The sequence below is a fragment of the Acinetobacter sp. CIP 51.11 genome (assembly GCF_000369665.1).
Lineage (GTDB): Bacteria > Pseudomonadota > Gammaproteobacteria > Pseudomonadales > Moraxellaceae > Acinetobacter > Acinetobacter lwoffii_S.
The window spans coordinates 1,711,660-1,727,308 of the sequence record NZ_KB850129.1; the positions used below are offsets into that span (position 1 = coordinate 1,711,660).

Annotated in this window: 15 protein-coding genes and 2 pseudogenes; 3 read left to right on the forward strand and 14 right to left on the reverse strand. The window is 45.0% G+C overall.

Annotated features, from left to right (window positions below; genetic code table 11):
• Position 1: 1 nt before the first annotated feature.
• Together F894_RS11910 and eat are read right to left on the reverse strand one after the other, a co-directional pair.
• Positions 2–1,387, reverse strand: a complete 1,386-nt coding sequence (locus F894_RS11910) for an ethanolamine ammonia-lyase subunit EutB (protein ID WP_005247877.1) — start codon at positions 1,385–1,387, stop codon at positions 2–4.
• Between the two features lie 25 nt (positions 1,388–1,412).
• Positions 1,413–2,855, reverse strand: a pseudogene (eat, locus tag F894_RS11915) (ethanolamine permease).
• Between the two features lie 149 nt (positions 2,856–3,004).
• Between eat and F894_RS11920 the strand changes: the two are divergent.
• Together F894_RS11920 and F894_RS15310 are read left to right on the forward strand one after the other, a co-directional pair.
• The gene (locus F894_RS11920; protein WP_005247880.1) at positions 3,005–3,427 is read left to right on the forward strand and encodes a hypothetical protein; all 423 of its coding nucleotides are present in this window, start codon (positions 3,005–3,007) and stop codon (positions 3,425–3,427) included.
• Between the two features lie 109 nt (positions 3,428–3,536).
• Positions 3,537–3,692, forward strand: a pseudogene (locus F894_RS15310) (IS4 family transposase); the annotation flags it as partial.
• 156 nt (positions 3,693–3,848) lie between these two features.
• On the opposite strand, the gene F894_RS11925 reads toward F894_RS15310, so the two are convergent.
• Positions 3,849–4,610 carry a ferredoxin--NADP reductase gene (locus tag F894_RS11925; RefSeq protein WP_005247882.1) on the reverse strand — a complete coding sequence of 254 codons (762 nt, stop codon included), beginning with the start codon at positions 4,608–4,610 and terminating at the stop codon, positions 3,849–3,851.
• Between the two features lie 85 nt (positions 4,611–4,695).
• On the opposite strand from F894_RS11925, the gene gigC reads away from it, so the two are divergent.
• The gene (gene gigC / locus F894_RS11930) at positions 4,696–5,574 is read left to right on the forward strand and encodes a LysR family transcriptional regulator GigC (protein ID WP_004280761.1); all 879 of its coding nucleotides are present in this window, start codon (positions 4,696–4,698) and stop codon (positions 5,572–5,574) included.
• Positions 5,575–5,613: 39 nt separating this feature from the next.
• Here gigC and F894_RS11935 read toward each other — a convergent pair whose 3' ends face one another.
• From F894_RS11935 to nuoH, 11 genes are all read right to left on the reverse strand, one after another.
• Complete coding sequence (locus F894_RS11935; protein WP_005247884.1) at positions 5,614–6,336, reverse strand: cold shock domain-containing protein; 723 nt, start codon at positions 6,334–6,336, stop codon at positions 5,614–5,616.
• 163 nt (positions 6,337–6,499) lie between these two features.
• Entirely contained in the window at positions 6,500–6,859 is a 360-nt protein-coding gene (locus tag F894_RS11940; protein WP_005247886.1) for a hypothetical protein, read from the reverse strand.
• A gap of 192 nt (positions 6,860–7,051) precedes the next feature.
• Entirely contained in the window at positions 7,052–7,345 is a 294-nt protein-coding gene (locus tag F894_RS11945; protein WP_004732065.1) for a cold shock domain-containing protein, read from the reverse strand.
• 84 nt (positions 7,346–7,429) lie between these two features.
• The gene (gene upp / locus F894_RS11950; protein ID WP_004280765.1) at positions 7,430–8,065 is read right to left on the reverse strand and encodes a uracil phosphoribosyltransferase; all 636 of its coding nucleotides are present in this window, start codon (positions 8,063–8,065) and stop codon (positions 7,430–7,432) included.
• 123 nt (positions 8,066–8,188) lie between these two features.
• Positions 8,189–9,733 (reverse strand): NADH-quinone oxidoreductase subunit NuoN, encoded by a 1,545-nt coding sequence (gene nuoN, locus F894_RS11955; RefSeq protein WP_005247890.1) that lies wholly within the window; start codon positions 9,731–9,733, stop codon positions 8,189–8,191.
• A gap of 3 nt (positions 9,734–9,736) precedes the next feature.
• Positions 9,737–11,350 (reverse strand): NADH-quinone oxidoreductase subunit M, encoded by a 1,614-nt coding sequence (nuoM, locus tag F894_RS11960; RefSeq protein WP_005247892.1) that lies wholly within the window; start codon positions 11,348–11,350, stop codon positions 9,737–9,739.
• A 1-nt stretch (position 11,351) separates the two neighbouring features.
• Positions 11,352–13,247 carry an NADH-quinone oxidoreductase subunit L gene (gene nuoL / locus F894_RS11965; RefSeq protein ID WP_005247894.1) on the reverse strand — a complete coding sequence of 632 codons (1,896 nt, stop codon included), beginning with the start codon at positions 13,245–13,247 and terminating at the stop codon, positions 11,352–11,354.
• Positions 13,244–13,552, reverse strand: coding sequence for an NADH-quinone oxidoreductase subunit NuoK (gene nuoK, locus F894_RS11970; protein WP_004280769.1), 309 nt, complete (start codon positions 13,550–13,552; stop codon positions 13,244–13,246). Before nuoK ends, nuoL begins: the two co-directional genes overlap by 4 nt.
• Positions 13,552–14,070 carry an NADH-quinone oxidoreductase subunit J gene (gene nuoJ / locus F894_RS11975; protein ID WP_171054322.1) on the reverse strand — a complete coding sequence of 173 codons (519 nt, stop codon included), beginning with the start codon at positions 14,068–14,070 and terminating at the stop codon, positions 13,552–13,554. The genes nuoK and nuoJ overlap by 1 nt, the downstream gene beginning before the upstream one ends.
• The gene (gene nuoI, locus F894_RS11980; RefSeq protein WP_004280771.1) at positions 14,070–14,612 is read right to left on the reverse strand and encodes an NADH-quinone oxidoreductase subunit NuoI; all 543 of its coding nucleotides are present in this window, start codon (positions 14,610–14,612) and stop codon (positions 14,070–14,072) included. Before nuoI ends, nuoJ begins: the two co-directional genes overlap by 1 nt.
• 18 nt (positions 14,613–14,630) lie before the next feature.
• A complete protein-coding gene (nuoH, locus tag F894_RS11985) occupies positions 14,631–15,647 on the reverse strand; it encodes an NADH-quinone oxidoreductase subunit NuoH (RefSeq protein WP_005247897.1) in 1,017 nt (338 codons plus the stop codon).
• Between the last annotated feature and the right edge of the window lie 2 nt (positions 15,648–15,649).

Here is a 15,649-nt window from a genome sequence, read left to right on the forward strand (position 1 = left end):
TTCAAGACAAGATCAGACGTGAAAATTGCTTCGGCAATTCGGTCGGCCAGTGCAACTGATTAGACTGTTGCGCCAAAATTCCCTGCTGCTCCAGCCAGTGGTCAAATTCAGGAGCTGGTTTCAGTCCTAATAACTGTCGAATATAAAGAGCATCATGAAAGGATGTCGTCTGATAGTTCAGCATCACATCATCTGAACCGGGAATCCCCATGATAAAATTCAATCCGGCATTGGCAAGCAAGGTCAGCAGTATATCCATATCATCCTGATCGGCATCGGCATGATTGGTGTAGCAAATATCACAGCCCATTGGCACACCGAGCAGCTTGCCACAGAAATGATCTTCCAGCCCGGCCCGGATAATCTGCTTGCCGTTATACAGATATTCTGGCCCGATAAAGCCGACTACAGTATTGACCAGCAAGGGATTAAACTTACGCGCCACGGCGTAGGCACGCGCTTCCAAAGTCTGCTGGTCCACGCCATGATGCCCATTGCTAGACAAGGCACTGCCCTGTCCGGTTTCAAAATACATGACATTTTGGCCCACGGTGCCGCGTTGCAGGCTTAGAGCGGCTTCATAACCTTCCTGTAACAGCGCCAGATTGATGCCGAAACCGGTATTGGCTTTTTCGGTTCCCGCAATAGACTGAAACATTAAATCAATCGGAACATTTTTATTGGCGAGCTGAATGCCGGAAGTGATATGGGTCAAAACACAAGATTGAGTCGGAATATCATATTCCTGAATAACGTGATCGAGTAGTTTGAGCAGCTCAGTCAAATTCTGCAGATTATCTGTAGCTGGGTTGATTCCGATGACTGCATCACCATTGCCGTACATCAGCCCATCCAGAATAGATGCAGAAATTCCCATCAAATCATCAGTCGGATGGTTCGGCTGCAAACGTGTCGACAGATGACCTTCCAGACCAATGGTATTTCTAAAACGTGTGATTACACGACATTTTTTTGCCACCAGAATCAGATCCTGATTGCGCATAATTTTGCTCACTGCTGCGACCATTTCCGGAATCAAGCCCATTTTTAAAGCAGCAAGTTTTTCTGTGGTGGCATCTGCACTCAGCAGCCAGTTACGAAAATCCCCCACAGTAAAATGCGAGATCGGATAAAAAGCATCGGCATCATGTTCATCCATAATCAGGCGGGTGATTTCATCCGCCTCATAAGGAATCACAGCTTCATGCAAAAACTGCTGTAACGGTACTTCTGCCAGACACATTTGTGCAGCGATACGCTCGGTTGCATCCACGGCCGCAATCCCTGCCAGCTGATCACCAGAACGTTCAGGGGTAGCCTTGGCCAATAAGGTTTTTAAATCCTCAAAGACATAATGCTGACTGGCCACATTGATCTGATACAGCATAAGCGTATTCTCCCTGCAAGATGGTTTATTTCAATTCCTTTTCTGCTGCCTCGATACGCGCAAATTCTTCTTCCGGCGTACCGGCCACCAGATGATGACGGCTATACAGCAAGAAATAGAGAATCAGTGCCACGTAAATGGCAGCTGCCATTAGCCAGACTTTTGGATCGACCAAGAAGCCTGCGACCACTGCAATGGCTGCAAGCACTAAAGCAATCAATGCTGTGGCAATGCCGCCCGGTGCCTGATAAGGACGTGCCAGATTTGGTCTGGATAACTTAAGTTTGATATATGACATCATCATCAAAACATAGGAAATCGTAGCACCAAAGACCGCCATCAGAATCAGCAGATCACCTTCACCTGAAAGGGACAACAGGAAGCCAATAATCCCCGGAATAATGATGGCCAAATAAGGTACATGATTGCTGTTGGTCAAGGACAGTTTTTTCGGTAAATAACCGGCACGTGAGAGTGCAAAAATTTGACGGGAATAGGCATAAATAATCGAGAAGAAACTGGCGATCAGACCTGCCAGCCCGACAAAATTCAAAAAACTCGCCATCCAGGTATTGGCACCATAGACTGCCACCAAGGCATCCACCAGCGGTGCACCGGAATTTTTCAGCGTATCTGCACCTGCTGCGCCAGGACCGAGTAACAAAATACTTAGCGCAAAGAATGCCAGAATCAGCATGGAACCAATCAGGCCACGCGGCAAGGATTTAGCTGGCTCTTTGGCCTCCTCTGCTGCCAGCGGGACACCTTCAACTGCCAGAAAAAACCAGATCGCATAAGGCACTGCTGCCTAGATGCCCAGATAGCCCAATGGCAGGAAACTGCTTGCACCCGCCGCTTCCGTACTGACCGCAATATCAAACAGGTTTGCACTATTAAAATGAGGCAACATGCCAAAGATAAACACCATCAAGGCAACCGCAGCAATTGCGGTAATCACAAACATGATCTTGAGTGCTTCACCTGCACCTTTCAGATGCAAGCCCATAAAAACCAGATAGCTCACCAGATAAATGATCCAGCCGCCAATACCAAACAAGGCTTCGCAATAGACACCAATGAAACAGGCAATTGCTGCCGGAGCAATGGCATATTCAATCAGGATGGCACTCCCGGTCAGATAGCCGCCAAAGGGACCAAAAGCAGTACGAGCAAAACTGTAACCCCCACCTGCAGTCGGCAGCATGGTCGACATTTCGGACATGGCCAGACACATACACAGATACATGAATGCCACCACAATGGTCGCAATAAACATGCCTCCCCACCCCCCCTGTGCCAAACCAAAATTCCAGCCAGCGAAGTCACCGGAAATCACATACGCGACCCCCAGACCGACGAGAAGCAGCCAACCTACGGCGCCTTTCTTGAGCTGGCGCAAGGCAAAATAATCTTCTTGTACTGCTGTTTCAGTCACACTGGTATCAATCACACTTTTTGACTCTGACATAGCAACCTCGTTGTTTTTATCGTTTTTCCCTGAAGATATGCATAAGCCATACCGGTTCCGCAGGCTTTAGTGAAGACAGTTGAGACGCTGCCTTTCAGCGATGAAATGCGTTATAATTATCCACCTTCTCATTTATACACCCGAGTTATATGGCGTATCGTCAACAAAGTGTATCGCTTGATCTTGATACTGACGTCACACATCAATGCATGCTGCACTACAGCCGTGATCAGCATCTGATTGGAATTATTGAATTCAGTAAGCCAAGCTTCCTGCTGCGCTGGCAGGATCTGGAATATTTCCGCCGTCGTACCGAAGAATTTTCCGTGATGCCTTTTCCGGACTGTGTCAATGCGATGATTATCGATATTCGAGATGTAACGGCATGGTTGGATAATGAAGTGCCGATTATTCCGTGGCGATTATTGGAAGAAGACTGTCCGGTTCGCCTGGTGGTACCTGCAGACCGTATTGAGCACTATGCCGGATTCTTTGAACCGACCTGGCTCAGCCCCGATGTCGAAACAGCTATTCAGGAAATCCGTGAATCCATGGATATGTTTGTGCATTAAGCTTGAATCGAAAAAACCTCCGTAATGGGCAATGCTGTTTACTTAAGCATTTGAATCATTTTGGAATTCATTAGAGAATCCGATGTCAGGTTTGGCATCGGATTTTTTTATGGTATTTCAGCAGGATATTTTAGATCTTAACAATCTGTTTAAGCTCTCGAATCTGAGTACTTTTATTCACAATATCCCCGTTGAGTGGGTCAAGTCCACACTCAGGTTGAGCAGTCCCGCGACTATTCGCAGGCGGTGCTTGCCTGCGGATCAGGGATAGATAGTTTGTTTTGGAGAGGCGTTCGAGGCCTACAATACCTCGAACAGTTAATATCTCAAAAACCCCTTATCCCCTAGATCACCATGCGACTCCTCTCCAGTGAACCGCATTGCCTTCAAGTAGGAGCTTTTGCTCATAAATTCTTCAGCCTTACCAGTAATTCTCGACCGCAATATTTCCTTCACCACGACGGTTCATGGTCAGGCCACGGGCTTTTAAAGCTTCTTTAGTATCATCGACCATATCCGGGTTACCACAAAGCATGACATGCGTCGTTTCCGGATTAAGCATTAGACCTGCTGCCTTTTCCAGTTCACCATTGGCAATTAAAATCGGTAAACGGTCGTGCAAAGGTGCCTCAGGCTCACGGGTAATAATCGGGATAAATTTAAAACCGGTATGCCCCTCGCCAAAGATTTCAGCAATTTCTTGAATCCGGTCCACATAAGCAAGTTCAGCTCGGGTGCGCACACTATAAACCAGATTGATTTTTTCGTATTTGCTCCAGGTCTCAAAGTCTTGCAACATGCAAATAAACGGTGCCAGACCCGTACCGGTACCCAGTAACCACAGGTCTTTAGGCAAAGGCAATTGATAACGTGCCAGAGTCAGATAACCATAAGGAATTTTTTCCAGATGCAGCTCATCCCCTACTTTGAGGTGCTGTAAATTGGAAGTAAATTTACCTTCTGGAACGACAATCGAGAAAAACTCCAGAGTTTCATCAAAAGGAGATGACACTACCGAATAGGCACGAACCACTAGTTCATCCCCCACTTGTAAACCAATACGCGCAAACTGCCCTGCAGTGAATTTGAAATGTGCCGGGCGTGTCATCGTAAAACTAAATAATGTATTGGTCCAACGGTGTACAGATAAAACTTTTTCTCGGGTAAATTTTTCAATTGACATGATTTCAACGTGGCATGAAAGACTGTGCTCATGGTAGCATGGCAACATAATTTATTAATATTTTTTAAATGTTAAGGCTCTACTCATGCGCATGACTTTACGCCAATTGGCTGTTTTTGTAGCAGTGGCACAAGAGGGTACCGTAACGAAGGCTAGCGATGCCGTCAAGCTTACACAAAGTGCGGCTAGTATGGCTTTAGCAGATCTGGAAGATGGTCTGGGTGCTCCACTATTTGACCGTCTAGGCAAACGTTTACAGCTAAATGACCTAGGGCGCTTTCTTCTCCCTCAAGCCCTGGAAATTTTAGGTCGTTGTGAATCTTTTGAACAAGTCGCTAAAGGTGAGCTTCAAAGTATAGATTTACGTTTAGGTGCAACCCTGACGATTTCAGATTACCTGATTCCTGACCTGATGGCCGATTTCTTGAAAATCAAGCCACAAGCACATTTACAGCTTCAAGTCGGTAATACCCGTCAAATGATTGAAGCGGTGAATCAGTTCCAGCTGGATCTTGCCTTAATTGAAGGTTCCTGTCATCTGCCACAGCTCCAATGTATCCATTGGCGTGATGATGAGCTGGCCGTATGCTGTGCACCGGATCATCCTCTTGCGCAATTGAACCGTGAACTAACCGCTGAAGATTTCAAATCTGTTGAATGGATTTTGCGTGAAGAAGGTTCAGGTACCCGTGAAGTGTTTGATAATGCCATCTTAAAAGATGTGCCGGATGCCAATATCCGTCTAACACTCGGTCATAATGAGGCGATTTTAAAAATCGTAGCAGGTGGAATCGGTATGTCCTGTATTTCCAAACTTGCGATTGAGCCTTTACGTGAAAAAGGTCAATTGGTGATTCTGGATACACCATTCTGGTCGCTGACTCGTCCTCTATTCATGCTGGTACATCGCCAGAAATATCAGGGTCCAGGTCTGAGAGCCTTTATGAATTTTTGTGAAAGCTAAAATATTAAAAGCACCATAAGGTGCTTTTTTTATGATTCATCAAAACTGACTTTCACATGGTATCCCATCTCCGTCACCATCCATTTTGGTATTTGGACAGTTACGAATAAAAAATAATGCTTCCTCATAAGAACCCATCTGACTACAGTGTTCCCGACCATCGCATTTAAATTGAGAGACAGATGGTGAAGCCGTTTCTGAAGTTTTCGGATTAACGAGGTTACTTTGGCTTCTTAACTCAGTGCCGCGATTTTCCAGGTTCTTCCTACCCTGCTCAGATAATCCTTGCATAGGTAGATCACCTTGCGCTGCTCGCTGTTCAGCGACAATTCGTTGCTGCTCTACCATCAGTTCTTCTAGCTTTTGCTGTTTTTGAACTTGGTAGCTTTGATATTTGTTATAAACAAGAGCAGCAAGAATCACAATAATAACCAATCCTGATATTGTGATTATTTTTGATGTAGCTGATGATTTTTTCTTTTCATAACGTGGAGAAGCTTTGGTTTCAATATCTTCATGTAAATCATTATTCTGCGAAACAGGCATCGTTGCTTTAACATCCAAGCGAACAATATGGTCCGCCTTAAACTTTCCATTCTCTTCTACAATTAAAAACTTTAATTTTTCCCCAATTCTTGGCGGAATATTTTTATTGGGAAAGTCTTTGACGTGAAAAAATAAATCTTTAGATTGCCCTTCGATCTGAATAAAACCAAAACCACGATCTTCGTTATAGGTTTTGATTTTCCCCTCTTGAAACATAATTCGCTCTTATCTTTAATATTTTTTATCATTGTAATCAAAAAGAGACTGAAAATCTTTTGTAAAATTCTCTAAAGCAGAAACATAAAAACTAGAAGTGCATCTTATGGCGGAAGAATAGATCCTTAGTTAAAAGTAAAAAAAATAAAATTTCTGTTTTTATTTATACTTCGCCAAAAATCATAAAACCAACAGCTGATGCCAATGCCAGCCATAGGGTCGGACTAAAGAAAAGTGAATTACGTACAGGAACAGCGACTGTGGGTGCCAAGGATTGCAAGGCGACGACTTCTGGCACAAATTCATCCTGCGCTTTAATATGTAGACGTACCATGTTGTCTAAGGTCATGCTTTCTTGTTGAGGAATGATTCTAAATTTAAGCCGCTCTCCAATTTGTGGCTCAATTTCAGGCGAAGGTAGATCCTGTAACTTGAAACTTAACTCTTGAGCTTCCCCTACCAACTCCAAAGTACCCATACCACGTTCGGAATCGTAAGTTTTAATTTTTCCATCCGTAAACATGACACTTTTCTCTATAGAATTCATTTAATTTGTATTCTAAGCCAAAGGAAATGTTCAGCATTGTTGCTGTTCGGTGGATTTTTTATGTGTTATCTGTCTCTTTAAATATGTAAGCGGTGGCATTATAAAAAAGAGGCTCGAAAGCCTCTTTTAAAATGTGACTCAACACGATTTAAGTATGAAGATTATCCATTAACCACGGAAGTTGTTTAACAATGCCGATGTAATTGATTTATTGTGTGTTGCCACTTTGGTTTTTTTAGCTTTCTTTGAGTTGTCTTCGACACGTTCAATCTTAATCGCTTTGTACTTATCACCATTTTCAACAACATTAAATTTCACGCGTTCATTGCGTTTTGGCTCGCCTTCTGCCGCAGGGAAGTCTGAAATATGGAAGAATACATCTCCCTCAGCGCAGCCAATAAAACCGAAACCTTTGGCAGGGTCATACTGTTTGATTTTGCCCTGATACAATTCATCTTTCATGCTATTGTCCTATCCTGAAAATGCCCTGTCTACATTATATAAAAAAGAGGCTGTAGTAGCCCCTTTTTTCATCATATTCAAAAATTAGTCTTTTTGAACTGAACCAAAGATTTTATCGCCAGCATCGCCAAGACCTGGAACGATATAACCATTTTCATTTAAGCCATTATCGATAGAAGCAGTAAAAATCACAACATCCGGATGCGTAGCTTCTACACGCTTAATGCCTTCTGGTGCAGCAACTAGAACCATCACACGAATATCTTTACAGCCGCTGGCTTTCAGTACATCAATTGCAGCCACTAAAGAAGAACCGGTCGCCAACATTGGATCAATGATCATTGCGATACGGTTTTGTACGTCTGGAACCAGTTTTTTATAATAGGTACGTGCTTCCAGAGTTTCTTCATCACGCTCTAAACCAAGTACCGATACTTTCGCACTTGGAATCAGGTTCAGGAAACCGTCAAGCATGCCAATACCGGCACGTAGAATTGGCACAACCGTGATTTTTTTACCCGCAATACGATCAACTGTAACAGCACCATTCCAGCCATCAATATCATGTTCAACCATTGGCAGGTCTTTAGTTGCTTCATAAGTCAGAAGCATGGTCACTTCTTGAGCTAACTCACGGAAATTCTTGGTACTGATATCTGCACGACGGAGTAAACCAAGCTTATGTCGAATGAGTGGATGACGGATTTCATGGATTGCCACGGGAGAACACCTAAAAGGTTAAAGATAAATTTCCGCTATTATAAAGGCTTTTATTGATTTGTATAAATAAAAAAGCCCCCAATCATGGAGGCTTTTTTGTAATAACGTCAATCTTTGCAGATATTAGTTAAAACCACTTTGAACCAAAGTGAAAATGAACTGTTGCAATTCAGGTGACATGGCAAAGAATGCATATTTAGATACTGCAATCACTGGATCTGGGTAGACACCAATCACAAGTACCGCAAGCGCAGCAAGAAGTACCATGATACCACCCACTTTTTGGCCCCAATGATTCACCGCATCTAGACGTGGTGTTTCAGGTGGTGTCATGTAAAGCACAACCATCACACGCAGGTAGTAGTACAGACCGATACCAGAACCCAAGATGACCATCGCAGTCAGGAACCAGGCTTCGCCTGCAACCGCAGTTTTTATCACCAGGAACTTACCGATAAAGCCGGCAGTTAATGGAATACCTGCAAGAGACAGCATCATCACCGTCAATACAGCAGTCAATACTGGACGGCGCCAGAACAGACCACGGTATTCAGCCAGACTACCCGCTTCATCCGTATTGTTATACGGACTAGACATCAGCGTAACAACACCGAACGCACCGATCGTGGTTAATACATAGGTAATCACGTAGACGTTTACACTTTCAAAAGTCGCGAAACCTTGAACCTGTAAGAAATCCGTATTACGTGAACTTACGATGGCAACCAGCAAATAACCAAAGTGTGCAATTGAAGAGTATGCCAAGATACGTTTCAAGTTCACCTGGCGAACCGCCAGCAAGTTACCTGCAAGGATAGACAGAACCGCAATAATCGAAATGATGGTGACGAAGCTGTCTGCCAAAATTAAACCTGAAGACAATGCATAACGAACAAAAAGACCAATCATCGCCACTTTTGCAACTGTCGCAAGGAAAGTCGCGATTGGCGCTGGTGCACCAGCGTATACGTCTGGTGTCCATTTGTGGAATGGTGCAAGCGATAATTTAAATGCCACAGCAAATACAATTAAAGCCAGACCAATCACGACAGCCGGTTGACTGAATACGGTAAACAGTTTGCCTGGTTCAGCAACGAAACTTAAAGTACCTGTATATGCATAAATATATGCCATACCCATGAGCAGCATTGCAGACGCAGTTGCTGAAAGCACCAGATATTTCACACCCGCTTCAAGCGATTGAGAACGTTGATGTGTATATGCCAACAAGCCATATACAGGAATCGACATTAACTCAAGGCTAATAAAGAATGATGCATAGTGTGAGCTAGCTACCATTAGCATAGCACCCGCAACGGATGTCAGCATCAGGATATACAGCTCTTCACGGTTATCTTTATAGGTTTCGATATACGCGTGAGATAGCGTTGCACATGCAAGTGCAGCAACCAGGATCACAAACTGGTACAGCATCGTAAATGGATCTACGATGAACAGATTCATCACGTTGGCAGGTGCAAATACGCCCGCCAACAAAACGAAAATGATATAGAACGCAGCAAGGTTTAAACCAATCACCGTGGTGGTAGCCACTAGGTTATGGTTACGCTTGATTGCGGTCAGCAACATCACGACGATCGCAGTTAACGACACGATCATCACAGGTGCTAGAGGCATAAGCTCAGAAAAAGACATTGTGAAGTTCATGGCTTATTGGATCTCCACATTTTCAAGTTGAGTCGTTACTTGATCAGCAACTTCAACCACTTCTTGAACTGGAATGTAGCTATTCGCTAACCACGCCATGCTTGAGTTAGAAACGTCAAGGAAGCTTTGTGGATATAGACCAAGCCAAAGTAGACCAAACGCACAGATCAACAATAATGCGATTTCACGTGCATTTAGATCTTTTAACGGATTTGTATAGTGCTGCTGTTGTGCTTCATTTGGTACACCAAACAAGGCTTTGTGAATCAGGATCAGACCGTACAGACCTGCAAATACCAAGCTGATTGCCGCAAGAATGGTAAACGCCGGAAATTTCGCATAAGCACCCATCAGGATCAGGAACTCACCAATGAAGTTACCTAGACCTGGAATACCAACCAACGCCGCAACGAAGAACATCAGGAAGAATGCAAGATACGAGAATTGACCACGCATACCACCCATCAAACGCATATCACGCGTATGCACACGCTCATATACCTGACCACACATAATGAACAGTGCAGCAGATGAAATACCATGTGCCAACATCATGATCATCAGACCTTGGAAGGTCAGGATGTTACCTGCGTAGATCGCAAGTAAAACGAAGCCCATGTGTGAAATAGAGGTATAAGCCAACAGGCGTTTCATGTCGGTTTGCTGGAAAGCACACCAAGCACCGTAGAAAATACCGATTAAACCAAGAATGATTGCGAAGTCTGCAAACTGTGCAGACGCTGCCGGGAAGAACGGAATCACGAAACGTAATAAACCGTACGCCGCAGTCTTAATCAAGATACCTGCAAGATCGACAGAACCCGCTGTTGGTGCTTGCGCATGCGCATCTGGTAACCAGCCGTGTAATGGGAAAACTGGAAGTTTTACCGCAAAACCGATGAATAAACAGATCATGAATGCATAAGCCACCGCTGGCGCCTGAGCGTCAAGCGTATTCGCCACACCTAATAGATAGTTGTAGTCGAAACGGATTTCGCCAGTCATGGTATAGCCCACAGTCACCAGACCAAGGATACCAATCAGCATCACCAAACCGGCAACCTGCGTGTAAATGAAGAACTTGTTAGCTGCATAAACACGTGACTTGCCTTCTGCCCCTTTATGACCCCAAAGGGCAATCAGGAAGTAGATCGGTACCAGCATCATCTCCCAGAAGAAGAAGAACAGGAACAGGTCAATCGCAAGGAATACACCGATGACGCCACCCAACGACCATAAAAGGTTCAAGTGGAAGAAACCAACGTTCTTTTGAATCTCGCCCCATGAACAGCCTACTGCCAGCACACCCAGGAGTGCAGTCAAGCCAACCATAAGAAGTGATAAACCATCCACTGCCAAGTGAATATTAATACCCAGGGTTTGAATCCAAGGCAATTTGAATTCGGCAGCCCACGAAGGTGTAGCACCGCCTAATTCATAGTTATAGGTACCAGTCTGCCAAAGGACGATGGTCAAAACCAACGTCACCAGCATACCGATCAGCGCGATATAACGCGGTAAGTGTTGGTCGAGTTTATCGACCAACCAGCATATGAAACCTGCAATGAACGGAATGAGGATCAGAGCCGGCAAAATAATATTGTTTGGAGCTTCCATTTTATTTCCCCACGACCTGAATCACGATCAAGATCATCAGTAGGACAACGACACCGAGCCCCATACTAGATGCATATTCACGCAGTGAACCGGTTTGACGTGAACTTGTAAAGCTGTGACCACCTTTAACAAGTGCAGGAAGTACCAGCCATAGGCCATCAATTGGATCACGACCAAAGATCTTCGCGAACATTAAATATGGCTTCACGAAAATGATGTCATACAGCGTATCGAAACCTAATGCATTACGGCAGATATTGACCAAGCCAGCCCCTACAGAAGTGGCTGCAAAACGTTTGACTGCATTGTAAGCAAAAGCAAACAGCACGACACCGACTGCAAGACCTGTTAAAGCAACAGCGATTGCGATGTATTCAGCACCATGTGCACCTGCTTCAAGCGCTTCAGGAATAATGAAGGCTGGAATTTGTGCAGCATCCAGAATGCTCATCACTGGTGCTTTTAGTACGATCGCAAGACCTGTTGAAAGTACAGCAAGAATCGCCAGTGGCGCCCAGTAAGTTGCACCTTTAATTTCGTGATAAGGCGTGTTTTCTTTGCCGAAGAATACAACCCAGATTAAACGGAATGTATAAATAGACGTTAAGAATGCACCTGCAACACCGACCCAGTACAGCGTGTTATACACTGGTAAACCAGCAATATGACTTTGCGTCCAGACTGCAGCAAGAATCGCATCTTTTGAGAAGAAACCAATCGTCAGGAATGGAATCGCTGCCAATGCACCGCCACCAATCGCGAAACATGCAAACAGGAATTTGTTCTTGTAGAACAGACCGCCCATCTTGAAGATGTTTTGTTCGTGATGATAAGCCAGAATCACTGCACCAGACGACAAGAACAAGAGTGCCTTGAAGAATGCGTGAGTCAGCATATGGAACAGACCTGCCTGATATGCTTCAGCACCCACCGCCATAAACATATAACCCAACTGACTCATAGTTGAGTAAGCCAGAATACGTTTGATATCGGTTTGAACCAGTGCAGCAAAACCAGCAACCAGTAAGGTCACCGCACCTGTGATCGAAATAAATACCATCACTTCTGGTGCAAGTTCAAAGACTGCAAACAGACGGCAGCACAGGTAAACACCTGCGGTTACCATCGTTGCAGCATGGATCAATGCAGAAACAGGTGTCGGACCTGCCATCGCATCGGCTAACCATGTTTGTAACGGGATCTGTGCAGATTTACCTGCAGCACCTAAGAACAAGAGCAAGGCTGTCCAGATGGTCAGAGATGAACTTTGTGTCATTACAGTCGCTGCATTTTCAACGATGTACTGAATGTTCAAGGTACTGAATTGCTGGAAGATCAGGAACATGGCAATCAGCAAGAATACGTCACCGATACGGGTCACGGTAAATGCCTTTATTGCCGCCAGACCATTTGCAGGATTCTGATAGTAATAGCCAATCAATAGGTATGAACACAGACCTACGCCTTCCCAGCCTAGGAACAATAACGCTAAGTTATCGCCTAGTACTAACAGCAACATGCTCGCAACGAACAGATTAAAGTAAGAGAAGAAACGTGCGAAGTCTTCTTCACCGCGCATGTACCATGATGCAAAGATGTGAATTAAGAAACCCACACCTGTCACCATGCCCAGCATCAATAAAGACAAGCCATCCAGCTGCAAGCTGATGCCCGGAGCAAAACCGCCAACACTGAACCAGGTCCAAAGATGTTGCACAACTGCAGTTGAACCATTATTAACAAAGTCCATACCCGCAATCAGTGCGAACAGTGCAGATAAACCGACTGCACCGACACCAATCATCGCTGCAACAGATTCCGGAAGCTTGTTACGCCCCGCCGCTAACAGGACAAAACCAATGAGCGGAAATAAAATTGTTAGATATAAATAACTCATCCGCGCATCTCACTAGCAGCATCCACATCCAGGTGATGGAAGCGATGATAGAACTGAAGGACGATCGCAAGACCAATACAAGCCTCTGCCGCAGCAAGCGTCAGGATCAGGATAAACATGATCTGACCATCTGGCTGTGCCCATGCACTGCCCGCCAGGACGAACGCTAAAGCAGCAGCGTTCATCATGATTTCAAGGCTCATTAAAATAAATAGTAGGTTGCGTCGCACCATTACACCGTAAAAACCCAGTGCAAAGAGAATAGATGCAACGATCAAACCATGCTCTAAAGGGATGTTGCCCATTATTCTTTTTCCTCTTCTGCATCTGGTTCACGTTTACCCAAATGGAATGCAGCTACCAAGGCAGCAAGCAATAACATCGCTGCAACTTCAACCAACAACAAGTATTGCGTAAAGAGTGCTTGACCCACTGCTTTCGGGCCCACCATTTCTGTACCCATTACAAGTGAAGCTTGTGTGTAATCAGAGTTTAATACCCATACCAGCACCAAACCGATCAGGAAGCTCATCAACGCCGGATAAGCCCAAGCCGATGAAGTCAACCATTTACGTTCTTGTTCAACGGTCTGCTCACCCAGGTTCAGCATCATTACCACGAACACGAACAACACCATGATCGCGCCCGCATAAACGATCACTTCCAGCGCACCAGCGAATGGCGCACCGACGATCAGGAACATGCCTGCGACTGCAAGCAATGACACGATCAGGCTTAATAAAGCATGTACCGGATTCGCGTTAGTAACAACGCGAACCGTAGAGACAATGGCCACGAGGGCCATTAAATAAAATGGCCACATCATGGTAATAGACTCCGTACATCAACAGGTGCACTTTCACGCTGTGCTTGACCTTTGTCCTTGCCTGCAACTGCCATACCGGTTACACGGTAGAAGTTATAGTCAGGATATTTACCAGGACCAGAAATCAGCAGGTGTTCTTTTTCATAGACCAAGTCCTGACGAACATATTCGCCAAGCTCGAAGTCCGGGGTCATCTGAATCGCAGTGGTTGGACACGCTTCTTCACACATACCGCAGAAAATACAACGCGAGAAGTTGATACGGAAAAATTCCGGATACCAGCGACCATCTTCACGTTCTGCTTTTTGTAGTGAAATACAGCCTACCGGACAGGCAACCGCACACAGGTTACATGCCACACAGCGTTCTTCGCCATCAGGGTCGCGCGTCAATACGATACGACCACGGAAGCGTGGTGGCACGATTTCTTCGGCCGGCACTTCCGGATATAAAATGGTGTCACGTTTACGTGTTGCGTGGCTGAACACCATCCACAACGAACGAACGATTGACCCGAATCCAGCTAGAAATTTAAACATTTTGTTCTCCCTGCTGTCTTAGGCCTGATTCATCAGAATCACAGCACCAGTTACCAAAAGGTTAACCAACGCCAATGGCAAGCAAATTTTCCAACCAAAGTTCATTACCTGGTCATAACGTGGACGCATTAAAGAACCACGCGCCAGTACAAACATCATTACAAAGAATGCTGTTTTGATAATGAACCAGAATGCTGTTGGAAGGAACGGAATATCAAGGTTGAATGGCGCAAGCCAGCCACCGAAGAATAAAGTCACGATCAATGCAGAGATCAGTACCACGTTGACGTATTCCGCAACGAAGAACATCCCCCATTTCATACCGCCGTATTCGACATGGTAACCTTCTGCCAGTTCCTGTTCTGCTTCTGGTTGGTCAAATGGGTGACGATGCGTTACCGCCACACCTGCAACCACGAAGATCAAGAAACCTAGGAACTGAGGAATCACAAACCAGACATCTTTTTGCGCTTCAACGATTTCACGCATGTTGAATGAACCGGCAATTGCCACCACACCCATCAACGAGATACCCAAGAACACTTCATACGAAATGGTTTGAGCTGCAGAACGTAAACCGCCCAGTAAGGCATATTTGTTGTTTGATGACCAGCCACCGAACAGGACTGCATAAACTGCAATACCCGCCATTGCCATAAAGAACAACAGGCCGATGTTCATGTCTGCTACACCTAAATAAGGTGATACAGGAATAACCATGAACGACAGCACCGCAGTTGCCATCGCAACTGCTGGCGCCATACGGAAAGTCAATTTGTCAGCAAACTTAGGTGTCCAGTCTTCCTTGAACATGATTTTCAGCATGTCGGCAACAATCTGGAACATACCACCCGGACCAACACGGTTCGGACCGTAACGGTCTTGCCACAAGCCGAGTAAACGACGTTCAATAAAAGACATCAACGCAGCGATCAGTACTACAACCAGCAAAATCACAATCGCTTGAATGACTGAATAGGCAATTGGCCAGTTTTCAGCCCACAGCGGCGTTTGACGGATTAATTCTTGTTCCATGA